This is a genomic window from Uniformispora flossi, from assembly GCF_049534875.1.
Lineage (GTDB): Bacteria > Actinomycetota > Actinomycetes > Streptomycetales > Streptomycetaceae > Yinghuangia > Yinghuangia aomiensis.
Genome location: NZ_JBMULZ010000005.1, coordinates 187058 through 211988, shown reverse-complemented (window position 1 = coordinate 211988; position 24931 = coordinate 187058). Strand labels below are relative to the sequence as shown.

General features: G+C 72.8%; 21 protein-coding genes and 1 pseudogene. 14 read left to right on the top strand and 8 right to left on the bottom strand.

Annotation, left to right across the window (positions count from 1 at the left end; translation table 11 throughout):
* Position 1 precedes the first annotated feature (1 nt).
* On the bottom strand, positions 2–454 hold the full coding sequence (locus tag ACPA54_RS13590; protein WP_423529338.1) for a GNAT family N-acetyltransferase: 453 nt from the start codon (positions 452–454) through the stop codon (positions 2–4).
* A gap of 106 nt (positions 455–560) precedes the next feature.
* Positions 561–911: pseudogene (locus ACPA54_RS13585) on the bottom strand (ADP-ribosylation/crystallin J1); the annotation flags it as partial.
* A gap of 210 nt (positions 912–1121) precedes the next feature.
* Between ACPA54_RS13585 and ACPA54_RS13580 the strand changes: the two are divergent.
* Positions 1122–1616, top strand: a complete 495-nt coding sequence (locus ACPA54_RS13580; protein WP_423529336.1) for a hypothetical protein — start codon at positions 1122–1124, stop codon at positions 1614–1616.
* A gap of 145 nt (positions 1617–1761) precedes the next feature.
* On the top strand, positions 1762–2265 hold the full coding sequence (locus ACPA54_RS13575; RefSeq protein ID WP_423529334.1) for a GtrA family protein: 504 nt from the start codon (positions 1762–1764) through the stop codon (positions 2263–2265).
* Positions 2266–2330: 65 nt separating this feature from the next.
* On the opposite strand, the gene ACPA54_RS13570 is transcribed toward ACPA54_RS13575, so the two are convergent.
* The gene (locus ACPA54_RS13570) at positions 2331–4037 is read right to left on the bottom strand and encodes an N-acyl-D-amino-acid deacylase family protein (protein ID WP_423529332.1); all 1707 of its coding nucleotides are present in this window, start codon (positions 4035–4037) and stop codon (positions 2331–2333) included.
* Between the two features lie 186 nt (positions 4038–4223).
* Here ACPA54_RS13570 and ACPA54_RS13565 point away from each other — a divergent pair, with 186 nt between their 5' ends.
* The 6 genes from ACPA54_RS13565 (at position 4224) to ACPA54_RS13540 (ending at position 10925) form a co-directional block, all read left to right on the top strand.
* On the top strand, positions 4224–5429 hold the full coding sequence (locus tag ACPA54_RS13565; RefSeq protein WP_423529330.1) for an amidohydrolase family protein: 1206 nt from the start codon (positions 4224–4226) through the stop codon (positions 5427–5429).
* Positions 5426–7084, top strand: coding sequence for an alpha-keto acid decarboxylase family protein (locus ACPA54_RS13560; RefSeq protein WP_423529328.1), 1659 nt, complete (start codon positions 5426–5428; stop codon positions 7082–7084). The genes ACPA54_RS13565 and ACPA54_RS13560 overlap by 4 nt, the downstream gene beginning before the upstream one ends.
* Positions 7081–8403 (top strand): alpha-hydroxy acid oxidase, encoded by a 1323-nt coding sequence (locus ACPA54_RS13555; RefSeq protein ID WP_423529326.1) that lies wholly within the window; start codon positions 7081–7083, stop codon positions 8401–8403. The genes ACPA54_RS13560 and ACPA54_RS13555 overlap by 4 nt, the downstream gene beginning before the upstream one ends.
* Complete coding sequence (locus tag ACPA54_RS13550) at positions 8400–9038, top strand: TetR/AcrR family transcriptional regulator (RefSeq protein WP_423529324.1); 639 nt, start codon at positions 8400–8402, stop codon at positions 9036–9038. The genes ACPA54_RS13555 and ACPA54_RS13550 overlap by 4 nt, the downstream gene beginning before the upstream one ends.
* Positions 9038–10129: a Zn-dependent alcohol dehydrogenase gene (locus tag ACPA54_RS13545; protein WP_345674108.1), complete on the top strand. Its 1092-nt coding sequence runs from the start codon at positions 9038–9040 to the stop codon at positions 10127–10129. Before ACPA54_RS13550 ends, ACPA54_RS13545 begins: the two co-directional genes overlap by 1 nt.
* Before the next feature lie 145 nt (positions 10130–10274).
* Positions 10275–10925, top strand: coding sequence for an NAD(P)-dependent oxidoreductase (locus ACPA54_RS13540; RefSeq protein ID WP_423529321.1), 651 nt, complete (start codon positions 10275–10277; stop codon positions 10923–10925).
* A 4-nt stretch (positions 10926–10929) separates the two neighbouring features.
* Here the strand turns inward: ACPA54_RS13540 and ACPA54_RS13535 are convergent, their stop codons facing one another.
* Positions 10930–11985, bottom strand: coding sequence for a zinc-binding dehydrogenase (locus tag ACPA54_RS13535; RefSeq protein ID WP_423529319.1), 1056 nt, complete (start codon positions 11983–11985; stop codon positions 10930–10932).
* A 154-nt stretch (positions 11986–12139) separates the two neighbouring features.
* On the opposite strand from ACPA54_RS13535, the gene ACPA54_RS13530 reads away from it, so the two are divergent.
* Positions 12140–12754 (top strand): DinB family protein, encoded by a 615-nt coding sequence (locus ACPA54_RS13530; RefSeq protein WP_423529317.1) that lies wholly within the window; start codon positions 12140–12142, stop codon positions 12752–12754.
* A 214-nt stretch (positions 12755–12968) separates the two neighbouring features.
* On the top strand, positions 12969–15140 hold the full coding sequence (locus ACPA54_RS13525; RefSeq protein WP_423529316.1) for an MMPL family transporter: 2172 nt from the start codon (positions 12969–12971) through the stop codon (positions 15138–15140).
* Between the two features lie 111 nt (positions 15141–15251).
* On the opposite strand, the gene ACPA54_RS13520 is transcribed toward ACPA54_RS13525, so the two are convergent.
* Together ACPA54_RS13520 and ACPA54_RS13515 are read right to left on the bottom strand one after the other, a co-directional pair.
* Entirely contained in the window at positions 15252–15722 is a 471-nt protein-coding gene (locus ACPA54_RS13520; protein WP_345674113.1) for an iron chaperone, read from the bottom strand.
* Between the two features lie 93 nt (positions 15723–15815).
* Positions 15816–16271: a carboxymuconolactone decarboxylase family protein gene (locus ACPA54_RS13515; protein WP_423529314.1), complete on the bottom strand. Its 456-nt coding sequence runs from the start codon at positions 16269–16271 to the stop codon at positions 15816–15818.
* Positions 16272–16468: 197 nt separating this feature from the next.
* On the opposite strand from ACPA54_RS13515, the gene ACPA54_RS13510 reads away from it, so the two are divergent.
* Together ACPA54_RS13510 and ACPA54_RS13505 are read left to right on the top strand one after the other, a co-directional pair.
* Positions 16469–18913: an ATP-binding protein gene (locus ACPA54_RS13510; protein ID WP_423529312.1), complete on the top strand. Its 2445-nt coding sequence runs from the start codon at positions 16469–16471 to the stop codon at positions 18911–18913.
* 115 nt (positions 18914–19028) lie between these two features.
* Positions 19029–19766 carry an SAM-dependent methyltransferase gene (locus ACPA54_RS13505; RefSeq protein ID WP_423529311.1) on the top strand — a complete coding sequence of 246 codons (738 nt, stop codon included), beginning with the start codon at positions 19029–19031 and terminating at the stop codon, positions 19764–19766.
* A gap of 6 nt (positions 19767–19772) precedes the next feature.
* On the opposite strand, the gene ACPA54_RS13500 is transcribed toward ACPA54_RS13505, so the two are convergent.
* Positions 19773–20027, bottom strand: coding sequence for a hypothetical protein (locus tag ACPA54_RS13500; RefSeq protein WP_423529309.1), 255 nt, complete (start codon positions 20025–20027; stop codon positions 19773–19775).
* Between the two features lie 235 nt (positions 20028–20262).
* Here ACPA54_RS13500 and ACPA54_RS13495 point away from each other — a divergent pair, with 235 nt between their 5' ends.
* On the top strand, positions 20263–21756 hold the full coding sequence (locus tag ACPA54_RS13495) for an APC family permease (protein ID WP_423529307.1): 1494 nt from the start codon (positions 20263–20265) through the stop codon (positions 21754–21756).
* A complete protein-coding gene (locus ACPA54_RS13490) occupies positions 21756–23336 on the top strand; it encodes a serine hydrolase domain-containing protein (protein WP_423529305.1) in 1581 nt (526 codons plus the stop codon). The genes ACPA54_RS13495 and ACPA54_RS13490 overlap by 1 nt, the downstream gene beginning before the upstream one ends.
* Here ACPA54_RS13490 and ACPA54_RS13485 read toward each other — a convergent pair.
* Positions 23300–24892, bottom strand: coding sequence for a helix-turn-helix domain-containing protein (locus ACPA54_RS13485; protein WP_423529303.1), 1593 nt, complete (start codon positions 24890–24892; stop codon positions 23300–23302). The two genes, ACPA54_RS13490 and ACPA54_RS13485, sit on opposite strands and share 37 nt — an antisense overlap.
* Positions 24893–24931: the final 39 nt, after the last annotated feature.

The window sequence follows — 24931 nt, the reverse complement described above, 5'->3', positions numbered from 1 at the left end:
GTCAGCCGCCGGCCGGACGCGGAGTGTGCCCGGGGCGTTCCATGTACATCGGATCGGGCGCGGCGAACCCGTACTTCGCGTACAGGCCGTGTGCGTCCGCGGTGTGCAGCATCCAGCGGAAGGCCCGGCCTTCGCCGTCCTCGACCATGGCCTGGACGAGCGCTTGGCCGAGGCCGTGGCCGCGCGTTTCCGGCAGCACGAACACGTCGGCGAGGTAGGCGAACGAGACGCCGTCGGACACCGCGCGGGCGAAGCCGACCAGCGCGCCGTCGGTGGTGCGGTAGGCGCCGACGACGCGCCACGAGGCGTTGAGTTGGCGTTCCAGATGCGCGCGTTCCCGCCAGGTGCCCCAGTAGGCGTCGGTGGAGAGGAACGCCCAGACCGCGTCCCGGTCGATGCGCGCCGGGTCGTCGTCGACCTCGAACGCGCCGTCCTTGCCCACGGTGATCCGCATGCCCCCGACCTTACGGCGCTTGCGGGGCCGGTGCCCCGGGCATTTCCGGTGCGGCGGTGGGGCCGGGGCCGGGGAGGGCGCGGGGGTCGGCTTCGCCGTCCGGTCCGAAGGCCCGGACCACCTCGATGGTGCCGACGATGTGCGTGTTGAACGCGTCGAGTTCCGCGGCGGGCACCCACAGCTCCAGGATCGTCTCGCCGCCCGCCCGGCGGACCGGGTAGCGGGCCAGGAAGGCGCTGTCGACGGCGAACCGGGTGACGTAGCCGGCGCCGCTCGCCGGAACGTTCCAGTCGCGGGCGATGCGGACGGCGTAGTCCTCGTTGAGCACCGGGTAGAAGATCGGCTGCTCGGGGAGCCTCGGCGGCCAGGCACGCCAACCGGATGCGGCGACCAGGGCGAGTTCCTCGGGGCCGGTCGGGCGCCACAGAGTGGTCGTCGGGGGCGTGGGGGAGGGCATGGCCGTACTCCTTGCCGTACTCCTTGCCGGGCCCGGAGCCGGCGCCGGAACGGTGGTGGGAGCGGGGATTTTGCCGCACGAGGGTTTGCCGTGGCCAGATGTTTAATCGCGCTTGACGCCGAAGTACCTGTGCGCGCAGGACGCTTCGGCCATAGTGACCGTGGTCCGGTGTGCAGTCGGGCCCGGGGGCAGACGACACGGAGGTGGGTTGTGGCAACCCGTCGGACCAAGGCGGACGCGTCTCCGGGCAGTGCGGCCGAGGTCGGCGAGGCCGACGGCGTCACCGCGGACGAGGACGTCAGCGCGGACGAGGACGGCACCGCGCGGAAGCGGCCTGCGGCCCGGCGGTGGGTCCGGCGTATCGCGCGCGGCACGGGTGCGGCGGTGCTGATGTCGCTGGTCGCGGTCGGGTTGGCGGACAACGCGGTCGCGGTGAACCCGGGGCTCGACCAGGTGACCGGCCATTTCCGCGGCATGGACCGCATCGTGCACTTCGTCCGGGACGGCCAACAGCATCCGCACACGCCGCGCCACCCGGGCACCCCGGGGAAGCCCAAGGCGCCGGGCAAGGGCGGGAAGTCGAACGGCAAGACGAGCGGCAAGCCGGGCGGAAAGCCCGGCGGGGCGAACACCGACCCGGGCAAGGCCGGCGGCCACGCCGGGCCGACGGACGGGCCTTCGGCACCGGCAGCCGCGCGGGTGTGAGGACAGCCGGCACCGGGCCTTGAGCCCGGTCCGGCAAAGGCCCTCCCGAGCGCGGCGCTCTCCGCGTCAGCCTGGTGACACCGCTGACAGCCCCCTGTCAGCGTCCCGTACGTGCCCTGTCAGCAGGTCGGGCGACGCTCGTCGCATGAAGACCGCATCGCTCACCGCCAAGGCCGCCGAAGCCGCCACCGGGACCGGATCCGCCGCCGCGTTCGCCCGCTTCGTCGTGTGCGGCGGCGGGGTGACGCTGGCAGGGAGCGCGGTGCTGGTGCCCGCCTCGGCGGCCATGCCGTTCGCTGTCGCCAACGCGCTGGTCACCGTGGTGTCCACGGTCGTCACCACCGAGCTGCACGCGCGGGTGTCGTTCCGCAGCGCGGAGCGCGGCTGGCGGCCGCACCTCAAGTCGGCGCTGACGGTGCTGGCGAGCTTCCTGGTGACCACCGCGGCGATGCTCGGCCTGCACGCGTGGGCCGCCCACCCGGGGGTGCTCGCCGAGCAGGCGACCTACCTGGGCGCGTGCGGGCTGGCCGGCATCGGGCGGTTCGCGGTGCTGCGGCTGCTGGTCTTCGCGCGGCCGCAAGCCGCGAAGGCCCCGCGACCCGCCGCGCAGCCGGAACTCGGCCGCGGCGGCGTCGCGATGGCGGCCTGAGCCGCGTACCGGAAAGGGTTCGTCCCGGCCCGATGGCGGCCTGAGCCGCGTGCGCCAGACGCTGCCTAGTCCCGGTCGGCCAGCGGCCCGCGCAGCAGGCGTCCGGCGAGGGCGCCGGTGTGCTCGCCGTCGCGGAAGGCGACCTGGCCGCCGACCACCGTTGCGCGGATGCCGCGAGCGCGCTGCCGGAGCCGGTAGGCGCCGCCGGGGATGTCGTAGGCGACCTCCGGCATCAGGGGCGCCACCGTCTCCGGGTCGATCACGTTCACATCCGCGGCCATGCCTTCGCGGAGCAGGCCCCGGTCGTGGAAGCCCCACGCGAGAGCGGGCGCGTAGGTGATCATCCGGATCGCCTCCTCCCACCCGAACGCGCCTTCCCCGCGCACCCAGTGTCCGAGCAGCAGCGTGTGCAGCGATGCGTCGGCCATCGAGCCGACGTGCGCGCCGTTGTCGGTGAAGGTCATGACCGCGCGCGGGTGCCGCATGACCGGCAGCAGGTCGGCGGGGTCGTCGCTCACCACCGCCTGGATGAACAGCTGGTGGAAGTCGGTCTCCAGCGCGAGGTCGAGGATCAGGTCGACCGGGCCGACGCCGCGCTCGGCGGCGACCTCGTTGACGGTGCGCAGCGGCGGCATCGGCCGGTCGTACACGCGCATGCGGTCGAAGTCGGGCTTGCGGGCTTCGGCGCCGATGGCGCGCCCGTAGGGGCCGTTCAGGGCGATCTCGACGAGCCGGGCGCGGGTTTCCGGGTCGCTGTAGGCCTTGCGCTGCTCGTCGAGGGAGAGGGCGCGGATGTCGCTCCACAGCGGCAGCTTGTCGAATGCCGTTTTGGTGCGGAACGACGTGACGGTGTTGATGCCGCGGCTGTGGCTGAGCCCGTAGGCGACACCGCCGGCGTCGGCGATCGAGTCGAGCAGGCGCAGGCCGTGGAAGACGCCGTTGCGACCGGAGACGCCGAAGTTGAACGGGACGCCGGTCTCGGCGGCGAGCGTGCGGAGGCGGGCGAAGTACTCCTCGCGGACCTCGTCCGGGCCGCCCGCGCCGGGTTCGTGGGTGATCTCGAAGACACCGGCGCCTTCCTCGGCGAGCACGCCGACCAGGCGGCGGACTTCGTCCCAGGACGCGAGGCGGGAGGCGACGGGGCGGCCGTCCGCGGTCTCGTGATTGTCGTTGCGGGTCGTCGTGAAGCCGACCGCGCCCGCCCGCAGGCCCTCCCGCAGGACGGCTTCCATCTCGGCGAGTTCGGCGTCGCTTGCCGGGCCGTCGAAGGCACGTTCGCCCATCGCCCAGGTGCGCAGCGCCGAGTGCCCGACCTGGGCGGCGTAGTTGACCGCCTTGGGAAGGGCGTCGACGGCGTCGAGGTACTCGGGGAAGGTCTCCCAGGTCCACGCGATGCCCTGCTCCATGGCGGCCGCGGAGATCTCCTCGGCGCGTTCCAGGTTGCGGGTGACCAGGTGGCGGGCGTCGGCGCGGGCCGGGGCGAGGGTGAAGCCGCAGTTGCCCATGACGACGGTGGTGACGCCGTGCCAGGCGGAGCAACTGCCCTGTTCGTCCCAGAAGACCTGGGCGTCCATGTGGGTGTGGCCGTCGATGAAGCCGGGGGTGACGAGGTGCCCGGCGGCGTCGATCTCGTCGGTGCCCTGCTGCGACGCTTCCCGGGGGATGCGGCCGATGCGGGTGATCCGGCCGCCGGTTATGCCGACGTCGGCGCGGTAGCCGGGCAGGCCCGAGCCGTCGACGACGGTGCCGCCGCGGATGACGAGGTCGTACATGCGCTCCACCCTTCGTTAGCCAATGGCTAAAGCGCACTGTCGCCCGGGCGGCCGACGAAGTCAAGAGCGGTCCGCGGCTTTCCGGACGGGTGTCTGCGGCTCTTGACTTCTCGACTCCTTAGCCATTGGCTAAGGCCGCGGCGGCCGGTCGGTCCGTGCCGCCCGCAATGCCGTTTGGAGGCCGCCGTGAGCCGTGAACTTCCGTGGGTCGTCTCGGTCGACGACCATGTGGTGGAACCGCCGGACGTGTGGACGAGCCGCCTGCCCGCGAAGGACCGCGAGCGCGGGCCCCGCGTCGTGCGGGCGACCTGCCGCACGGAGTACGTCACCGCCAACACCGTGAAGTACCACTTCGGCGGCGACGGCCCGGAGACCGACTGGTGGGTCTACGAGGACCTGCGCAAGCCCGTCCCGCAGGTCGTGGCGTGCGTTGGCTTCCCGCGCGAGAGCCTGACCATGGAGCCCATCTCGTACGCCGACATGCGCCCGGGCTGCTACGACCCGGCCGCGCGGCTCGCCGACATGGACCTCAACCACACCGAGATGTCGCTGTGCTTCCCGACGTTCCCGCGCTTCTGCGGCCAGACGTTCCTGGAAGCCCAGGACCGCGACCTGGCCCTGGCCTGCGTGCGCGCCTACAACGACTGGATGGTCGAGGAGTGGTGCGGCGGGTCCGGCGGGCGGCTGCTGCCGCTGTGCCTCATCCCGCTGTGGGACCCGCGGCTGGCCGCCGACGAGGTGCGGCGCAACGCGGCGCGCGGTTGCCGGGCCGTGGCTTTCACCGAGTTGCCCGCCAACCTCGGACTGCCGTCGATCCACGACCCGGCGCGGTATTGGGACCCGTTCTTCGCCGCGTGCGACGAGACCGGGACGGTCGTGTGCATGCACATCGGGTCCAGCTCCCGCATGCCGGTGACCTCGCCCGACGCGCCGGAAGGCGTGCGCATGGCACTGACGTTCGCCAACGCGCAGTACTCGTTCGTGGACTGGCTGATGTCGGGTGCGCTCGCGCGCTTCCCGAAGCTGAAGATCGCGTACTCGGAAGGGCAGATCGGCTGGATGCCGTTCGTCCTGGAGCGCGTCGACAACATCTTCCGGCACAGCCGCGCGTGGGCCGGGCTCGACCCGTCCATCACCGAACTCCCCAGCACGTACGCGGCCGGACGGGTGTTCGGCTGCTTCTTCGAGGACGACTTCGGCATCGCCTCGCGCGCCGCCGTCGGCCTTGACCGCATCACTTTCGAAACCGACTACCCGCACCAGGACAGCACCTGGCCGCGGACCCGCGAGATCCTCGAACGCATCGCCGCCGAGGTCGGGCCGGACGAGCTGTACGGGATCGCCCGCGGCAACGCGCTGGCCATGCTCGGCATGGAGGACCCCGCACGATGAGCACCACCGTCGCCACCCGCCTGATCGCCCGGCTGCGGGAGATCGGCATCGAGCACCTCTTCGGGGTGCCGGCCGACTACAACCTGGATTTCCTCGACCGGGTGTACGCGTCCGAACTCGCGTTCGTCGGCAACTGCAACGAACTCGGCGCCGCCTACGCCGCGGACGGCTACGCACGGCTCCGCGGCGCGGGCGCGCTGCTGACCACCTTCGGCGTCGGCGAACTCAGCGCCGTCAACGGCATCGGCGGCTCCTACGCCGAGTCCGTCCCGGTCGTGGAAATCGTCGGCGCGCCTTCGACACGTGTCACCGCCGCGGGCCTGCCCATGCACCACACCATGGCCGACGGCGACTTCGGGCGCTTCGAACGCCTGCACCAAGAAGTCACCTGCGACCGCGTCACGCTGACCGCCGAGAACGCCGCCGAGGAAATGGACCGGGTGCTGCGCGCCTGCTGGGAGCACAAGCGCCCGGTGCGCATCGCGCTGCCGACCGACCTGGTCGACGCCCCCGCGCCGGACCCCGACGAGCCGCTGCTGCCCGAGGCGCAGTCCCCGGCCGCGCCGGTGCTGGAGGCGTTCCGTGCGGCGGCGTCCGTGCTGCTCGCGGACGCCGCCCGGGTCGCCGTCGTCGCCGACCACCTGGTGGAACGCCACGGCGCACACGAGGCCCTCGCCGACCTGGTCGCCGCCGGGCCGCTGCCCGCGGCGGCGATGAACATGGGCAAGGGCGTGCTCGACGAGAGCGCCGCGACCTTCGCCGGGATGTACATCGGCGCGGCCTCCGCGCCCGTCACCCGCCGCACGGTCGAGGAGGCGGACTGCCTCGTCGCGGTCGGCGTGCTCGTCACGGACGCCAACACCGGCGGTTTCACCCACGCCTTCCCGGAAGGCCGCACGATCGAGGTGCAGCCGTACCGCACCCGGATCGGCCAAGCCGAATTCGGCGGCCTCCCCATGGCCGACGCGCTCGCGGTGCTCACCGACCTGGTCAAGGGCCGCGCCGCCGGAGAACTCCCGCAGCCGGCCGCGCGCGTTCCGGCGGTCGAAGCCGCGGAACTCACCCAGGCGGTGCTGTGGGACCGCGTCGCCGCGTTCGTGCGTGCCGGGGATGTGGTCGTCGCCGAACAAGGCACCGCCTTCTTCGGCATCGCCGACATGCGCATGCCCGCCGGGGTCAGCGTGGTGAGCCAGGTCCTGTGGTCGTCGATCGGCTACACCCTGCCCGCCGCGCTCGGCACCTGCCTGGCCGCGCCCGACCGGCGCACGCTGCTCGTCATCGGCGACGGATCGCTGCAGCTCACGGCCCAGGAGATCGGCACGTTCGCCCGCGCCGGAGCCGCTCCCGTGATCGTCGTGGTGAACAACGGCGGCTACACGATCGAACGCGCCATCCACCCGACGGACGCGCCGTACAACGACATCGCCCCCTGGCGGTACACCGACCTCCCGGCCGCGTTCGGCGCGGGCGACCGCGCGGTGTCCTTCCGCGCCACCACCCCCGCCGAACTCGCCGCCGCCCTCGCCGAAGCCGAACGCGCCGACGGCCGCCTGGTGCTCATCGAAGCCGTCGTCGACCCCGAGGACTACCCCGGCCGGCTCGCCGCCATCGCCGCCAAGTACCGCACCCCCGCGGCCACCGGCGGTGCCGCATGACCGGCATGGGGCGCAGCGGCGGCCTCGCCGACCTGGCCCGCCCGCTGGCCGGCGACCTGCTGCGCCTGGCCACCGGCCGCCGCGGACCCGGCACCGGGCCGCTGAGCATCGAGGACGTGCGGGCCCTGGCCCGGAAACGCTCGTGCGCGCTGCCGTTCAGCTACGTCGACAGCGCCGCCGAGGACTTCACCACCCACCGCGCCAACCTGCGGGCCTTCGACGAGGTCACACTGCGCCCGAACCTGCTCACCGACGTGCGCGAACGCGACCGCGGCATCCGGTTGTTCGGCCGCACGCTCGACTCGCCGGTGCTGCTGTCGCCGACCGGCATGCCCGGCATCCAGCACCCGGACGCCGAATTCGCCGGTGCGGGCGCGGCCCACGCCGCGGGCACGGTGTTCACGGTCAGCATGGCCTCCAGCCATTCGGTCACCGAGATCGCCGCGCGCTGCCCGGGGCCGCTGTGGTTCCAGCTCTACCCGTGGGGCAACCCGGACGACTTCACGCCCTACGTCGAACTCGCCCGGCGCGCCGGCTGCGAAGCACTCGTCGTCACCCTCGACACCCCCGTCGGCGGCAACCGCGAGGCGGACGTCCGCACCGGCTTCACCATGCCGCCCCGCATCACCCGCGCGAACGCCGGCGAAGTCCTGCGCCACCCCGTGCGTTTCGGCCGCTGGGTGAAGACCCTGGCGAGCGGCCCCGGCATCCGCATGGGCAACATCGCCGAGACCGGCGTGACCGGCGGCATGAACGCGGTGCACCAGGCCACCAAGTTCGAGTCCAAGTTCGTGCCCGGCTTCTCGGCCGCCGAACTCGCCCTCGTCCGCAGCCTGTGGACCGGCCCGCTGCTCGTCAAAGGCATCACCACCGGCGAGCAGGCCCGCACCGCCCACGCCGCGGGCGTCGACGGCGTCATCGTGTCGAACCACGGCGGACGCCAGCTCGACGGCCTGCCCGCCGCGCTGCGCGCTCTCCCCGAGGTCGCGGCCGCCCTGCACGGCACCGGCGTGGAGATCCTGCTCGACGGCGGGATCCGGCGCGGCACCGACATCCTCAAGGCGCTGGCCCTCGGCGCACGGGCCGTCATGATCGGCCGCCCCTGGGTGTGGGGCCTTGCGGCCGCCGGACGGCCGGGCGTCGACACCGTGCTGCGGATTCTGCACACCGAACTGGAACGCGACATGGCGCTCATGGGCATCCGCACCCTGGACGAACTCGGCCCGCACAGCCTGAACGTGCCCGCGGCGTGGGCGACCCGCCCGGCCGGGATGGCCGCGGCGGACCCGGAGCCCGCGTCCAGCACACTGGCGCCATGACAAACGACCCGCAGTCCCCGGCGCCGGCGCAGATCCTCGCGGCGGCGACCGAGCTGTTCCACGAACGCAGCCCGGCCGCGGTGTCGCTGCGCGAGATCGCGCGGCGGGCGGGCGTCAACTACGGGCTGATCCACCACTACTACGGGACCAAGGAGTCGGTGCTGGCCGCGGTCTTCCGCACGTCGGCGCAGCAGGGCGGCCGCCTGCTCGCCGACGCCCCGGACGCCGACGCCGCGCTCGCCCGCCTCGCCCGCGATCCGCGCGCGTTCGCCCGCATGCTGGCCTGGGCGGTGCTGGACAGCGACACTTCGAAGGTGTTCGCCGAGGAGTCGCCCGCGATGCACCGGATCGGGGAGCTGATCGCGGCGGAATGGGCCGCGTCGCCCGGTCCGGCCGCGGGCTCCGACCCGATCCCGCCCGGGGAGGCCCCGCCCGGCGGCTTCGACCCGCGGGTGGTCGCCGCCACCTCGGTCATGACCGTGCTCGGCTGGAGCCTGTTCGCGCCCTACCTGCTGCCCGCCGCCGGCCTGCAGGACCGCGACCTCGACGACATCCGCTCCGAAGTCCTCGCCCTGCTGCACCGCACGATCGCGGCGACCGCCCCGGGCCAGGAACCACCCCAGCAGGAGGATTGATGCGCGCTGCCATGCTCGAAGAGGCCAACGGCCGCCTGGTCGTCGGCGAAATAGCCGCCGCCGAGCCGGGACCCGGCGAGGTGCTGGTCGACACCGTCGCGGCCGGACTCTGCCACTCGGACATCCATCTCCTCGACGGGGCGATCCCGGTCGCCACGCCGTCGGTCGTCGGCCACGAGGCCTCGGGCATCGTCGCCGCCGTCGGCCCCGGCGTCACCCGCGTCGCGCCCGGCGACCACGTCGTGGCGTGCCTGTCGGTGTTCTGCGGCACCTGCGCGCTGTGCCTGCGCGGCGAGACGTGGCTGTGCCAGAACAAGCAGGCCGTGCAGCGCGCCGCGGGCGAGCCGCCGCGGCTGTCCCGGCCGGACGGCAGCGCCGTCGCCACCAACGCGGGCATCGGCGGCCTCGCGGAGCGCATGCTGCTGCACCAGAACGCCGTCGTCACCATCCGCAAGGACATGCCGCTGGACGTCGCCGCGATCATCGGCTGCGCGGTCACCACCGGCGTGGGGGCGGCCCTCAACACCGCCGACATCCGCGCGGGCGAGACCGTCGCGGTCATCGGCTGCGGCGGTATCGGCCTCAACATCGTGCAGGGCGCCCGGCTGCGCGGCGCGGGCCGCATCGTCGCGGTCGACCTGCTGCCCGCCAAGCGCGAACTCGCGCTCTCCGTGGGCGCGACCGACGCCGCCGACGGCGACCCGGCGGAAACGGTCGCGGCGCTGACCGGCGGACTCGGCGCCGACCACGTGTTCGACGCGGTCGGCATCGCGGCCACCAACGCGCAGGCGCTGGCCATGACCCGGCCCGGCGGCTCGATGTACGTCGTCGGCATCGGCGGCATGGCCTCCAGCGTGTCCGTGCCCGGCTACGCGCTCTGGGGGCAGGGCAAGTCGGTGCGCGGCGTGCACATGGGCTCGAACAACTTCACCGTCGACATGCCGCGCTACGTCGAGCTGTACCTGCAGGGCCGCCTGCACCTCGACGAGCTGATCTCCCGCCGCATCACCCTCGACGAGGTCAACGACGGCTACGACGCCCTGCGCCGCGGCGACGTGGCCCGGTCGATCGTGGTGTTCCCGCAGAGCTGACGACGCGGCCGCGCGGCGGGGCGGGCTCGACCGGTCCCGCTTCGCCGCGCGTCGTGCGGACGGGCGCGGCCGCGCAGGTTTGGCGGCCCCGGGATGCGGTCATTCGGGCTGGCGCCCCGCCCACCGCAACGTTCCGGAGCCCCCCATGAAGATCATCGTGCTCGGCGCCACCGGCATGATCGGCAGCCGCATCGCCGTCGAGGCCCTCGCCCGCGGCCATCAGGTGACCGCGCTGAGCCGCCGGGGCGGCGGACCGGCCGGCCCGGGATCCGCCGCGGTCGCCGCCGATGTGTCGGACACCGAGCGCATGGCGGAGCTGGTCGCGGGCCACGACGCGGTGGCGTCGGCGCTCGTGCCGCCGCGGGACGGGAGCGACCCGGTCGCGCCCTACGTCGCCCTCAACGAGGCGCTCATCGCGGGCGTGCGCGAGTCCGGCGTCCGCCGGCTTGTGGTGACGAGCGGGGCGGGCAGCCTGCGGGACCCCGCTTCCGGTGAGGAACTGGTCGACCAGCCGGGGTTCCCCGCCGCGTACCGGCCCGAGGCGCTCGCGCACCGCGCCGTGCTCGCGCTCTACCGCACCGTCGACGACCTCGACTGGACGCTCGTCTCGCCCGCACCCGAGATCGCCCCCGGGGAGCGCACCGGGAAGTACCGGATCGGCGGCGACGACCTGCTGCCCGGCGTCGGCCACCACACAAGGATCAGCGCCGAGGACTTCGCGGTCGCGGTCCTCGACGAACTGGAGGGCGACGGCCACCCGCGCCGACGGATCTCGGTCGCCGACCCGGTCGACTGACCGGTCAGCGCCAGGGCTCGACGAGGATCTTCGCGTGCGCCTCCGGGTTGCGCAGGTCCTCGAACGCCTGGGCACCGCCGTCCAGCCCGACCCGGCCGGTGACCAGCGGCGTCCCGTCGATGCGGCCTTCCGCGAGGTGGTGCAGCGTCTCCGCGAACTCGTCGGCGGTGTAGGCGACCGCGAACTGGACCTGCAACTCCTTGGTGAGCCCGACGATGGGCAGGAAGTTGTCCGGCTCCATGCAGGCGCCGACGACGACCACCTGCGCGCCGCGCGGCGCACCCGCCATGACCTGCTGGATCAGGCCCGGCACGCCGACGCACTCGAACACCACGGCGGGCCGCGACGAGGGCAGCCAGCCGAGCAGCGGCACGACGACCTCGGGCTGCACGGCGCCGCCTTCCGGCACCAGCGCGTCGGTCCAGCGCTCGTACGGCGACTCGACCGCGGGGTCGATCACCACGTCCGCGCCCATGGCCTCGGCGAGCCGGCGGCGGGCGGGGGAGAAGTCCGCGGCGACGACCGGCCCGATGCCGCGGACCTTGAGCGCCGCGATGACCGCGAGGCCGACCGGGCCGCAGCCGACGACCAGCGGCACCGCGCCGTCGTCCAGGCGGGCCATCGCGACCGCGTGCCAGCCGACCGCCATCGGCTCGGTGAGCGCGGCGAGTTCGGCGGGCAGGCCGTTCGGCACCGGCAGCAGCAGGCTTTCGTTGAGCACCATGCGCTCGGCGAACGCACCGTTCCGCAGCGGCGTCGTGCCGAGCATGGCGACGCCCCGCGAGGCCGAGTAGGCGAGCGGGAGGCTGCAGACCAGCGTTCCTGCGGCCAACGTGCGGTCGGTGCCCGGCCCGTGGTCCACGATCTCGGCGCAGAACTCGTGCCCGAACACCATGTCGGGGCCCGGGGTTTCCGCCTTGCCGGCGAGGTCGAGCAGGTGCAGGTCCGAGCCGCAGATCCCGGCGGCGCGCGGCGCCACGAGGACCTGGCCGGCATCCGGCTCCGGCACGGCGATGTCGTCGACGACGAGGCCGCCGGACCGGAGGACGAGGGCGCGCATCGGGGTCTCCCGTTCGGAGGCGGCGTCGGACGGCCGCAATGTAGGACGCATCCGATGGGGTTTCAAGGGTTGCGTCCACAGCTTGCCTCGACCTGCGCGCGGCGTCCGGCGCGGCCGGGCCGGCGCGTCCGCCCGCGGTGCGAGACTGCCGACCATGAGCGAAGCCGCGGCGAAAGCCGACCTTCTCAGGTATCTGCAGGAAGCGCGCGACGCGCTGCTCTGGAAGCTCGACGGCCTCTCCGAATACGAGATCCGCCGCCCCCGCACGCCGACCGGAACCAACCTCCTCGGCCTGGTCAAGCACGTCTCCGCGGTGGAGATCGGCTACTTCGGCGACACCTTCGGCCGCCCCTTCGAAGACTCCGTGCCGCACTGGATGGCGCCGGACGCCGAACTCAACGCGGACATGTGGGCGGCCGCCGACGAATCCCGCGCCGACATCGAAGCCCTGTACCGGCGCGCGTGGGCGCACTCGAACGCGACGATCGGCGAACTCCCGCTGGACACCGTCGGCCGCGTCCCGTGGTGGAACCCCGAGAACGCCGAAGTGACGCTGCACCACATCGTCGTCCGGGTCCTCGCCGACACCCAGCGGCACGCCGGGCACGCCGACATCCTGCGCGAGCTCCAGGACGGCTCGGCGGGCTGGCTGCCCGGCAAGGACGCGCTGGCGACGAGCGACCCGGACTGGTGGGCCGCGTACCGCGACCGCGTCGAGGCCGCCGCCCGGCAGGCCGAGGAGAACGACACCGGCGGCGCACCGCAATAGGGCCCGCCCCCGGGCCCGCACGGGGGCGGGCCCGGTGGGTTCAGCCATCGCAAGGGGTGGGGCTACACCCACCCCACGTCGGTGTCTGGAGGCAATGTCCGCCGGCCCCCGCGCCAGAAGACTCGGTGTCGTGACGGAAACACGAACTCCGAGTCGAGGGGACGGGGTTGCCATGCAGCCGAGCAGGACCGGGCGGAACACCGCGACCGTACGGATGGCCCGATGGAGCGCCACGAATCCGTGGAAGGCCATCGGCATGTGGGTCGCCTTGGTGGTCATCTGCCTCACGGCCGGCACCATGGCCGGAACGCACAAGGCCACCGCGTCGGACATGGGCGTCGGCGAGTCCGGCCGCGCCGACGAGATCTCCCGCCAGTTCGACCTGGTGAACCCGGCGTCGGAGAACGTCCTCATCACCGCCCAGGGCGGCGGAACGCTGGACAAGGCGGCCGCGCAGCGCGCCGCCGACCAGGTCACCGCGAAGTTCAAGGCGCTCCCCGAGGTGGCGAACGTCGGAACCGCGATCGCGTCGGCCGACGGCACGGCGTTCCTCGTCCCCGTCGAATACAAGGGCGACCCGGAGAAGGCGAAGGACCACGTCGACCCGCTGCTGTCCGCGGGCAAGGACGTCGCCAAGGACAACCCGCAGCTCCGCGTCGAACTCATGGGCGACGGCTCTGGTGCGAAGGGCATCGAGGAGCAGATCGGCAGCGACCTCGGCAAGGCCGAGATGTTCAGCCTCCCGGTCACCCTGGTCATCCTCATGATCGCGTTCGGCGCGCTCATCGCCGCCTCGGTGCCGATCGTGCTCGCGCTCACCGCGGTCGCCGCCTCGTTCGGCCTCTACGGGCTGGCGTCCGCGGTCTTCCCCGACCCGGGATCCGCGCAGAACGTCGTGATGATGATCGGCATGGCGGTCGGCGTCGACTACTCGCTGTTCTACGTCCGCCGCGAGCGTGAGGAACGCGCCAAGGGCCACGGCCGCATCGACGCCATCGAGATCGCCGCCCGCACCTCCGGCCACGCCGTCGTCGTCTCCGGGTTCGCGGTCGCCGTGTCCATGGCCGGCATGTACGTCGCCAACGACGCGATCTTCTCCGGCCTCGCCACCGCGGGCATCATCGTGGTCCTGGTCGCCATGGTCGGCTCGCTGACCGTCCTGCCCGCGCTGCTCGCCAAGCTCGGCAACAAGCTCGACCGCCCGCGCGTCCCCGTCCTGTGGCGCCTGACCGCCCGTCAGGACCGTGAGCCGCGCGTGTGGAAGGCCATGCTGCGGCCGGCCCTGAACCACCCGAAGGCCACCCTCGGCACCGCGGTGGTCCTGCTCGGCGCGCTGGCCCTGCCCGCGTTCGGCATGAAGCTGCAGAACACCGGGATCGACGACTTCCCGCGCGAGATGTCCGTGATGCAGACCTACGACCGGATGACCACCGCGTTCCCCGACAAGCACGCGGGCGACAACATCGTCGTGCTCGCCGCCCCCGGCAAGTCCGCCGAGACCCGCGCCGCCCTCGACCGGGCGCTCGGCCAGGTCGCCGCCAACCCGCTGTTCGTACACGAGGCCGCCCAGGTCAAGACGTCCACCGACGGCCGCGCGTTCAAGGTGGAGGTCACCGCGCCGTTCGGCTCGACGTCCGGCCAGGCCAAGGACGCCCTGGCGGCACTTCGTGGCGACATCCTCCCGAACACCGTCGGCAAGGTCGCCGGCGCCGAGTTCGCGGTCAGCGGCGAGACGGCAAGCAACCTCGACTACGCGGCGCACGTGAAGGACAAGCTGCCGCTCGTCATCGCATTCGTGCTGCTGCTCACCTTCGTGATGATGGCCTTCACGTTCCGCTCGGTCGTCATCGCCCTGACCGCGATCGCGATCAACCTGCTGTCCGCGCTGGCGTCGTTCGGCCTGCTCGTCCTGGTCTTCCAGCACACCTGGGCGGAAGGGATCCTCGACTTCACGTCCAACGGCTCGGTGATCGCCTGGCTCCCGCTGTTCCTCTTCGTGGTGCTGTTCGGCCTGTCGATGGACTACCACGTCTTCGTCGTCAGCCGGATCCGCGAAGCCGCCCTCTCGGGCATGTCCACCCGGCAGGCCGTGGAACGCGGCATCACCGGCTCCGCGGGCGTCATCACCAGCGCCGCGATCGTCATGGTCTCGGTCTTCGCGGTCTTCGCGACGCTGAGCATGATGGACATGAAGCAGATGGGCGTCGGCCTCGCCGCCGCGGTCCTCATCGACGCGATCGTGGTCCGCATCGTCGTCCTGCCGTCGCTGATGGTCCTCCTGGGCCACCGCAACTGGTGGCCGTCGAAGATGCCGCGCGGCCTCCACGCGGCGCCGGACACGCACCACGACACCCACGCCCCGCAGGTGGCGCGCTCGGTCGGCTGACCGGGGAACGCCCCGGACGCGACCGGGCCGCGGAGACCATTCGGTCACCGCGGCCCGGTCGCGTTTTCGCGTGGCCGGCGGGTGCGGGGTTTGCCGGCGCGCCGCGCGCCTTCAGCTCGCCGCCTGCTTCACCAGGGCGGCGATGCGTGCTTCGTCGGCGGCGGTGAGCGTGGTCAGGGCGAAAGCGGTCGGCCACATCGAGCCGTCGTCGAGGTTGGCCGGGTCGTTGAAGCCGAGCGTGGCGTAGCGGGCCTTGAACTTGTCGGCGCTCTGGAAGAAGCACACGATCTTGCCGTCCCTCGCGTACGCGGGCATCCCGTACCAGGTCTTCGGCGCCAGCTCCGGGGCGTTGGCCTTGACGATCGCGTGGATGCGCTCGGCCAGCACGCGGTCAGACTCGGGCATCTCGGCGATCTTGGCGAGGACGTCGGCCTCGGCGGCCGCGGCCTTCTCGGCGGCCGTACCGCGGCGGGCGGCCGCCCTCGCCTCCTTGGCGCGCTCCTTCATCGCCGCGCGTTCGTCGGCGGTGAAGTTCTCGGTCGTCTCGGCGGTGCGCTTGGTGGTCTTGCGGGCCTCGGCCATGGGGGTCTCCTTACGGGTTGCTGCTTCGATTCTGCGGAGTGGATCAGCCGGGACGGGCGAACGCCGCCTCGGTTTCGGGCGGGCTGCTGTCCGTCAGCCCCAGGCGCCGGCGATCTGCCGGGTGGTCGCGTTGAGCCGGTTGAACATGTTCGTGACGCCGATCATCAGCACGATCGCGGCCAGCTGCTTCTCGTCGAAGTGCGTCGCGGCGGCGTCCCAGACCGCGTCGTTCACCGCGTCCGGCCGGTCCGCCAGCCGCGTCGCGGACTCCGCCAGTTCCAGCGCGGCCCGCTCCGCCGGGCTGAAGTACGACGTCTCCCGCCAAGCCGCGACCGTCGCCAGCCGCTCGTCGCTCACCCCGGCCTTCCGCGCGGCCTTGGCCCCGGCGTCGACGCACGCGCTGCAGCCGTTGATCTGGCTGACCCGCAAATGCACCAGCTCCAGCGTCTCGCCGTCCACGCCGCCGCTGTGCACGGCCTTGAAGATGTCCTGGATCGGCTGCATCGCGCCGGAGAGGACCATGGCCGGGTTCTTCATACGGGACTGCATCAGGGGTGCTCCTCGTCGGTGCGGCTCTCGCGTTCTCCGGGGCCGGCGGCTTGCCGTCCCGGGCATGGCTCCATCACAGCCCGTGGGGATTGCCAGGACGACGGCGATGGGACAGCCTGGGACACCCGGAACACCGCTGACCAGCGACGATCCGGTCCGAATCGGAGACCGCGGGGCGGGACAGGAAGGCCGGAACGGTGGCGGGACAGCAGCACACGGAGACGACCGACGCGGCCGACGAGCTGGCCGCGCGGCTGCGGCTGCTGCAGGAGCGCTCGGGCCTCGGCGTCCGCGCCCTCGCCCGGGAGACCGGCCTCAGTTCGTCGTCGCTGTCCCGCTACCTGGGCGGCCAGACCGTGGCCCCGTGGCCTGCCGTCGTCGCGCTCTGCAAGCACACCCGCCGCGACCCGCGCCCGCTGCGCCCGCTGTGGGAGCGCGCCGCGAACCCGCTGCCCGCACCCCCGAAGTCCAGCCGTCAGATGCACTTCCCGCCGCGCAACGACCTGCCGCGCGACGCCCCCGACTTCACCGGACGCGCCGACCAGCTCGCCGCCGTGCTGGCCGCCGTCGACGCGCACCGCGTGGTAGCCCTCGACGGTATGGCGGGCGTCGGCAAGACCTGCCTCGCCGTCCACGCCGCGCACCGGCTCGCCGCCGACTACCCCGACGCCCAGCTGTACGCCGACCTGCACGGGTTCACCGAAGGCCGCGACCCGCTGGACGCCGACTCGGCGCTGCGGTCGCTGCTCACCGCGCTCGACGTGCCGTCCGAGAAGGTGCCCCGGGAAGGCGTCGAGCAGCTCGCCGCGTGCTGGCGCGCGGAGCTGGCCCGGCGCCGGGCCGTCGTGGTGCTCGACAACGCCGCCGACGCCGAGCACGTCCGGCCGCTGCTGCCCGGGGCGGGCCCGTCCGTCGTCCTCGTCACCAGCCGCAACCGGCTCGTAGGCCTCGACGAAGTGCCCCCGGTCTCCCTCGACGTGCTGACCCCGGAGGAGAGTGCCGAGCTCCTGGCCCGCGCCAGTGGCGAGCCCGGCGCCGGCGGCCGCCTGGACCGCGAACCCGAGGCGGCCGCCGAGGTGCTGCGGCTGTGCGGGCACCTGCCGCTGGCCCTGCGGCTGGCCGCGGCCCGGCTGCGGCACCGGCCGGGCTGGACGGTCGGCATCCTCGTCGAACGCATGGCCGAAGGCGCCGACGAGTTCGACACCGCGTTCGCCATGTCGGTGCGCCAACTCGACCGCACCCAAAGCCGCTTCTTCCGCCTGCTCGGACTGCTGCCCGGCACGTCGTTCGACGAATACCTGGCGGCGGCGCTGGCGGACGTCCCGCCGCGCACCGCCCGCGCCATCCTCGAAGACCTCCTCGACGCCCACCTCGTGCAGCAGCCGTCCGCCGGCCGGTACCGCATGCACGACCTCGTCCACCAGCACGCCCGCCGCGCCTCCGCCCACCAGGACACGCCTGCCGAGCAGCAGCGGGCCATCGGGCGCCTGCTCGACTACTACGTGCACGCGGCCGCGGCCGCCGACGCCGCCATGCCGTTCCTCAGCCGCGGCGAAGCCCCTGCCGCGGGCAATGCCCCGGCGGAGCTCCCGCCGTTCGCCGACAAGAACGCGGCCTTCGCCTGGTACGCCGCCGAGTACGAGAACCTCATCGCCGCCTTCGAGATCGCCCTCGCCACCGGCGCCGACGCGCACGCCTGCGAACTCCCGCGCTTCATGCGGGCCTTCTTCGCCCGCCGCTGCGGCACCACGCACCTGAACTTCCTCTTCGAGCGCTCCCTCGCCGCCGCCGAACGCCTCGGTGATCCGCGCCGCCGCGCCGAAATCCACAGCGACCTGGGCTTCGCCCGCTACAACGCGGGCCGGATGGCGGAGGCCCACGCCGAGTACCGGGCCGCCGCGGAGCTGCTCGGCGACGACCCCTGGATGCTGGCGGAACTCACCCTGCGCCGTGCCTACTTGACGTGGGACGAGGGCCAGGTGGACGCGCCGCTGGAACTGTTCCGCGAGGCCGGACGCCGCTACGCCGCCGCCGACTGCCCGGCAGGCGCAGCACACGCGACCGCCGCCGAGGCGTGGGCCACCCTCCAACTCGGCCACCGCGACGAAGCCGCCCGGCTGGCCCGCGAAACCCTCGCCGTCCCGCAGGCCGACCCGGCTTGGCCGCCCGCCCTGACCGCCCGGATCACCCTCGGCGTGGCCATCGCCCACGACCACCCTGACGAGGCCGCCGAACACCTCCACCAGGCCCTCGAACTCGCCCGCTCCGACGGGCACAAGCACAACGAGGCCTGGTGCCTCAACTGCCTCGGCGTCGCCCTGCGCCGCATGGGCCGCTACGACGAGGCCCTGGCCAGCCACCGGCAGGCCTTCGCGCTTCTCGACGAACTGTTCGAGGAGCACTGGAAGATCCACTTTCTGGACAGCTACGCGGAGACCTGCCGGGAGGCCGGGCTTCCTCAGTTGGCGTTGGAACTGCACCGGGAAGCCCTCGAATTGGCGCCGAAGGTCGGTTTCCGCCAGAAGGAGGCGCTGGCCCACGAAGGGATCGCCGCGGTGCTGGCCGCGAGCGATCCGGCGGCCGCGGCGGAGCACCGGGCCGCCGGGGAAGCGATCGTGCGGGAGCTTGGTGCGGGGGTGTAGGCGGTCGCGCGTGCGCCGGGCGCGTTCGTCCGGCTCGTGTGCCGCAGGGCGGTGACCTCGGCTTTCGGAACTCCGATGTGGTGACATCGCGTCCGCGAAATGCCAGGCTCCCCTGATGGATCGCGACGACATCTCCCGCCTGGCCCATGCCCACCACCCCATCGCGGCGCCGCTCGACGACGCTGCGGTGCACCGGCTGCTGGAGAGCGGCATCACCCGCGAGGACGCGCGCGTGCTGGATCTCGGGTGCGGCGGAGGGGAGTGGCTGGTGCGCGTGCTCGACGCGTATCCGGACGTGCGGGCCGAAGGCGTCGACGTATCCGAGCCGTCCCTGGAACGGGCCCGAACGGCCGCCCGCGGCCGCGGAGTCGAGGACCGGCTCGTCCTCCACCACGCGGACGCCGCGGAATTCACCACGGCCGAACCGTTCGACCTGGTGCTCAGCGTCGGCGCCGCGCACGCCTTCGGCGGCCTCCTCGAGACCCTCGCGGCCGCGCGCAAACACCTCGCCCCGCACGGCCGCGTCCTGATCGGCGACGGCTTCTGGGCCGCCGACCCCACCCCGGAAGCCGTGGACATGCTCGGTGCCCTCACCGATCTGCCGACCACCATCGACCGCGTGGTCAACGACGGGTGGACGCCGATCTACGGCCACGTCAGCACCCGCCACGAACTCGACGACTACGAGTGGTCCTGGACCGGGTCGCTGGCCTCCTGGGCCCTCGACCACCCCGACGACCCGTCCGGCCCCGACGCCCTCGCGGCGGCCACGGCGCACCGGACCGAATGGCTGCACACGTACCGGGAGGCCTTCGGCTTCATCACACTGATACTGCGGCCCACCGTCGGCTGAGCGCGGTCAGGCTGCGCCGGAGGCCTTCCTCATCTCCGCGTAGCCGCCCGCGGCGACGACGCACAGCCCGGGGACCACAATCCACAGCATGTGGACAGCGGCCGCCCGATCGCCCTCTTGCCCGGTGTACGTCCCGAGAGGTTGCGAGTAGCTGGTCCAGAAGGTCAGCGCGTCGAAACAGGCCAGCCCGAGCACGGCCAGCCCGGCGACACCCAGCACCATCCAGCGCGCCGGCCGCCCGATGAATCCCAACGCCCCCACCCCGCCCCCGCCTTGCGGCCAATCGTGAACCGATCAAACCAGGTCGGCACGCCGGTTCTCTCGAAGCCCCGGGTGACCTCGTCGCCCGGGGCTTCGTCGTGAGCCGGGCACATCAGCCCCGCATTGGTGGCCGCGTCAAATGACGGCCCGCGGCTTTGACGTTTGCGACGAGGACGGCCCCGGTGCCGGCCCGTACGTTGTGCCGACCAGGCGCGAACGGAGAGTGGGGCCAAGGATGAGCGAACTGATCCCGTCGGAGACCACGCGGTCGGCGCCCGGGGCGGGCAGACGCACGCTCGGCGTGCTGCCCTTGGTCGGAATCTTCTTCTTCACGGTGTCCGGCGGCCCCTTCGGACTCGAAAACTCGCTCTCCGGCGCCGGTCCCGGCATGACCCTGCTGATGATCGTCCTGGTGCCCGTGGTCTTCGGCGTGCCGAACGCACTGGTGGCAGCGGAGTTGAGTGCCGCGATACCGGTCGACGGCGGCTACTACTACTGGACGAAGATCGCGCTCGGCAAAGGCGCGGCATTCGTGTTCGGCGCCTGGAATTCGATCGGGTCGGTGCTCAACCTCGCCCTCTACCCGATCCTGCTGGTCGACTACCTGGCCACGTGGGTTCCCGGCATCGCCCGCGGAAACGGCCTGGTGATCGTGGACCTGTTCCACGGCGGTTTCGTCGTGGATCTCCACTGGATCGTCACCGTCGCGCTCATCCTCCCGATGGCGTACCTGAACTACCGCGGCTCCAAAGCGGTGAGCGAGTACTCGATCGGGATGATGCTGGCGATCCTCGCCCCGTTCGCGGTGCTGACGGTCCTCGGCATCTGGCATGCGGCCACCCACGGGATCAACGTGCTCTCGCCCTTCACGGTGCCGGACCAAAGCGTCCACGCGTCCGTGGCCGGCGCGCTCAGCGTGATCGTGTGGCTCTACCTCGGCTTCGACGGCCCGAGCACCGTGCTGGGCGAGATCGCCGACGCGCACCGGACCTACACCCGGGCCCTGCTCATCTCCGTTCCGCTGATCATCACCGCCTACCTGCTGCCCACCATGGCCGCCGTCGGCAGCGGGCTGCACCGGGATTCGCCCGCCGACTGGGTCCCGGGCGACTTCGTCGTGGTCGGCGACGCGTTGGGCGGGATCTGGCTGAAGGTCCTGATCTCCGTGGGATCCGGACTCTCCCTGGTAGGCCTGTTCATGGCGATCCTGCTGACCAGCACCAGGGTCCCGCGGGCGCTCGCCGCGGACGCGTACCTGCCGCGCTGGATGGCCCGGGACAGCAAACGCTTCGACACGCCCGTGGGTGCGCTGCTGACGAGCACCGCCGTCGTCATCGTGCTCGCCGCTGTGGACTTCAGCGCGATTCTGCAGGCCACGGTGCTGCTCACCCTGGCCGCGATCCTGCTGGAATTCGCGGCCTTCCTGGTCCTGCGCTGGAGGTTTCCGCAGATGCTCCGGCCGGTTCGGGTCCCGGGCGGCTGGCCCGGCGCGCTCCTGGTCGTCGCACTGCCGACGGCGATGATCGTGTACCTCGCTTGGAACACGGCACTCAGCGAACGCGCGACGTTCGGCACGAGTGTCGCGGTGGCGCTGCTGGCCGTGCTGCTGTACCCGTTGTGCCGACGGTTCGTGAAAGGCGACCGGCCCGACGCCGAGATCGACACGTCCCAGTTCGAGTTGGGGCCGGACCGCTTCGCGGGATTCGGTGCGCGGAAGGCGGGCGGCTGATGGACAGGCAAGCCGAGCTCTCGGAGCTTGCGGAACGGCTGCGGGCCTGGTGGCCGGTGCCGGGAATCGCCATCAGTGTCGTCGACCGAGCCGGCGAGTCCGCGTTCGTCACCGCGGGATTCGCGAACGCGGATTCCCAGGCGCCGATTTCGCGGCGCACGCGCTTCGAGATCGGCTCTGTCAGCAAGACCTTCACCGCCTTCTTGCTCGGCATCCTGGCGGACGAGGGGAAGGCGGACCTCGACGCGGCGGTCGCCGACCACCTGCCTTGGTTCGCCCCGAACGGCGGATCCCGCGCCATCACCATCCGGCATCTCCTGCAGCACACTTCCGGCCTGGTGGCCGGGGCCGACGCGATGCCCGATGCCGCCGCACGCGGCTACGCGCTGCGCCATGCGCGGACCTGGGCCGAACCGGGGGAGCTGTTCCACTACTCCAACGAGGGCTACAACCTGCTGGGGCTGATCGTCGAGCAGGTGACGGGGCAGTCCCTGGCGGACGCCATGGCCGAACGGCTGCTGCGGCCCCTGGGGATGCGCGATTCGGCGGCGCGGATCGTGCACGAGGACATCGCCGAACTCGCCACCGGGTACCGGTTCCTGCGCGACGACCGCCCGCCGCTGCCGTCGGCCCCCCTGGCCCCGGCCGGCTTCTTCGAGTATTCGGCCGCCGACGGGAACGTGCTGGCCACCGCTTCCGACCTGGGCCTGTTCGCCCGCATGCTGTTGGGCCAAGGCGTCCTGGACGGCACCCGGATCATCGGGCCGGAGCGTTTCCGGCAGCTCCTCACGCTGCCCGCCGACCCGGTCGATTCCGGCTACGCATGCGGCGTGGACGTGGAAGAGGTCGACGGCCACACCTGGCTGACGCACGCCGGCGGGATGGTCGGATACCGCTCGTACCTCGCCGTCGACACCGACGGCGGGCACGGCGTCGCCGTGCTGACCAACGCGCCCGGCGAGTGCCAGATCATCGACCGCTTCGCGCGCCACGTGCTCGCCGTCGTCCAGGGAGCCCCGGCGGACCCGGCGCTGTTCGACCCGGAGCGGATCCCCGACGCCCGGCGCTACGTCGGGATCCACGGAACGGCGGAACGCCGGATCCGCATCGAGTCCGCGGGGGACGACCGTCTCGCGCTCACCTCGGACGGGGTGACCGGCAGGCTCTACGACTCGGGGGACGGGCGGCTGGTGTGCGACCACCCGGGATGGTCCGCCTACCACCACTTGTGGGACGGACGCTGGCTCTACGGACCCGAGTCACTGGGCCCCGACCCCGCAACGCCGACCGACCCACCGCACCCGCTCGCGGGCCACTACCGGAGCTACACCCCCTGGTATCCCGCGTTCGGCATCGTGCAGCGGGCGGGGCGCCTGCACATGGTCGCCGCGACCGGCGTGGAAGCGCCCTGCGATGAACCGGAACTCGTCCCGCTCGACGACGGGACGTTCCGCATCGGAGCCGATCCCCGGCTGCCGGAGCGCCTGACGGCCGGCCCCGCACCGGACGGCTCGGTCCTCTGGGTCGACGTGGACGGGTGCCGCTACACGCGCTCGTTCCGGGACCGGCCGGAGCCCTGAGAAGCGCCCGTCCGCAGCTCGCGCACCCGGAGTTGGAGGTGCGCGAGCAGCATGGCGTCGGCATCGCCGAAGTCCAGCCCGGAGACCTCCCGGATACGGCGCAGCCGGTAGCGCATGGTGTTGGGGTGGATATGCAGGACTTCCGCCGCGGTGTCGGTGGCTCCCGCGGCGGCGAGATAGGCGGCCAGGGTTGCCGCCAGCGGACCATCCGGGCCCTCTTCTCGGCGCAGCCGATGCAACGCGCCGCCGGCATCGGGCAGGCCGAGCGCCTCCGTGGCATCGGCGAGGTGCAGCAGCAGCACCGCCAGTGCCATGTCCTCCACGGTGCGCACGGCCGGTCCGCGGTCGGCGGGATGCCGCAGCGCCCGCAACGCGGCGTCCGCCTGTGCCCGCACGTCGGCGATCCGGCCCATCGATTCGGCCGGGCCGCCGACGGCGACCACGTAGTCGCCGGCCAGCGGGGTCCGCGCGAGGAAGTCGCGGGCCAAGGCGACGGCCGACTCCAGGGCCGTGGCGTGTTCCGCGGGCCAGGCGGCCAGGACGTACACCACGCCGGTGCCCGCCACCACGGCTGAACGCGGGTGCACGGCCGCCAGAAAGTACTCCAGCGTGTCCGCGAACCGGCGCAGCCCGGCGGCGTCCAGCGCATCGGAACCCGTGCCCTCGGCCAGCCGCGGGGCCGCGGCCAGGACGCAGACCGGGCCGGAGCCCAGCTGCAGCCGGCTCGCCTCCACCGGTTCGGCCGCTCCGCCGAGTACCGCGGCGGCCAGCTCGCCGCGCTGGCGGCGGGCGTAGCTGGTCTCCGTGCGCAGACCCACCAGTTGCAGGGCGACCACCGGCGCGAATTCGCGGAGCCGGGCCGTGGCCGCCTCGTCGAGCGGCCCGGTGACGGCGGCCCAGATGTAGCCGAGGACGTCCGAACCGGCCCGGACCGCGATGGCAACCCGCGCCAGCTGATCCGCCCCGGTCGCCGCCATGTACACCGGTTCGGTGCTGGCGTGGAGCCGCTCGAACTCCTGGCGCTCGCGCTGTTCGGCGAGCGTCCGCTGGTGCACGGCCCGCCCCAGGATGGTCTCGATCCGTTCGGAGTCGGTCCGGTCCTGCCCCTGCGACCAGGCGACCAGGGCGGAGAAGCGGTCCTCGATGGTGACCGGGGCGCCGACGGCCTCGTAGACGGCGTTCGCCAGGGCGAACAGCTCCGCACCGCTGTCGGCCGAGCGCACGCGCGTCCTCGCGTCCGCGAGCAGCTGCTCGCGCACCGTCGTCGCGACGTGCATCCAGGACGCGTCCCGGTTGACCTCGATGATCGCGGGCGTGTCGTCGTCCGACGGCGGCACCGGGGCCTTCACCGCGAGCACTTCCGCGCCCGCCTCCCGCATGGCCGCGGTCAGCTCGCGCAACTCGGCTTCCGTGCTCACACCGACCCCCAGCACCACGCACCCGGGGCCGAGCCGTGCCGGCGCACCCGGGGCATGGATGGCGACGTCGGTGAGCGGCCCGCCGCTGCCGGTCCCCTCCTGGACGAGACGCAGCAGCGCGGGGCCGATGCTGTCCACGAGCTGACGGACGGGCGAGTTCCCCCGAGCGCCGGACTC

Coding starts and splice junctions, on each gene's coding strand:
- ACPA54_RS13590 (WP_423529338.1), bottom strand. CDS start 454: ATGCGGATCACCGTGGGCAAGGACGGCGCGTTCGAGGTCGACGACGAC.
- ACPA54_RS13575 (WP_423529334.1), top strand. CDS start 1,762: ATGAAGACCGCATCGCTCACCGCCAAGGCCGCCGAAGCCGCCACCGGG.
- ACPA54_RS13570 (WP_423529332.1), bottom strand. CDS start 4,037: ATGTACGACCTCGTCATCCGCGGCGGCACCGTCGTCGACGGCTCGGGC.
- ACPA54_RS13560 (WP_423529328.1), top strand. CDS start 5,426: ATGAGCACCACCGTCGCCACCCGCCTGATCGCCCGGCTGCGGGAGATC.
- ACPA54_RS13555 (WP_423529326.1), top strand. CDS start 7,081: ATGACCGGCATGGGGCGCAGCGGCGGCCTCGCCGACCTGGCCCGCCCG.
- ACPA54_RS13550 (WP_423529324.1), top strand. CDS start 8,400: ATGACAAACGACCCGCAGTCCCCGGCGCCGGCGCAGATCCTCGCGGCG.
- ACPA54_RS13545 (WP_345674108.1), top strand. CDS start 9,038: ATGCGCGCTGCCATGCTCGAAGAGGCCAACGGCCGCCTGGTCGTCGGC.
- ACPA54_RS13540 (WP_423529321.1), top strand. CDS start 10,275: ATGAAGATCATCGTGCTCGGCGCCACCGGCATGATCGGCAGCCGCATC.
- ACPA54_RS13535 (WP_423529319.1), bottom strand. CDS start 11,985: ATGCGCGCCCTCGTCCTCCGGTCCGGCGGCCTCGTCGTCGACGACATC.
- ACPA54_RS13530 (WP_423529317.1), top strand. CDS start 12,140: ATGAGCGAAGCCGCGGCGAAAGCCGACCTTCTCAGGTATCTGCAGGAA.
- ACPA54_RS13525 (WP_423529316.1), top strand. CDS start 12,969: ATGGCCCGATGGAGCGCCACGAATCCGTGGAAGGCCATCGGCATGTGG.
- ACPA54_RS13520 (WP_345674113.1), bottom strand. CDS start 15,722: ATGGCCGAGGCCCGCAAGACCACCAAGCGCACCGCCGAGACGACCGAG.
- ACPA54_RS13515 (WP_423529314.1), bottom strand. CDS start 16,271: ATGCAGTCCCGTATGAAGAACCCGGCCATGGTCCTCTCCGGCGCGATG.
- ACPA54_RS13505 (WP_423529311.1), top strand. CDS start 19,029: ATGGATCGCGACGACATCTCCCGCCTGGCCCATGCCCACCACCCCATC.
- ACPA54_RS13495 (WP_423529307.1), top strand. CDS start 20,263: ATGAGCGAACTGATCCCGTCGGAGACCACGCGGTCGGCGCCCGGGGCG.
- ACPA54_RS13490 (WP_423529305.1), top strand. CDS start 21,756: ATGGACAGGCAAGCCGAGCTCTCGGAGCTTGCGGAACGGCTGCGGGCC.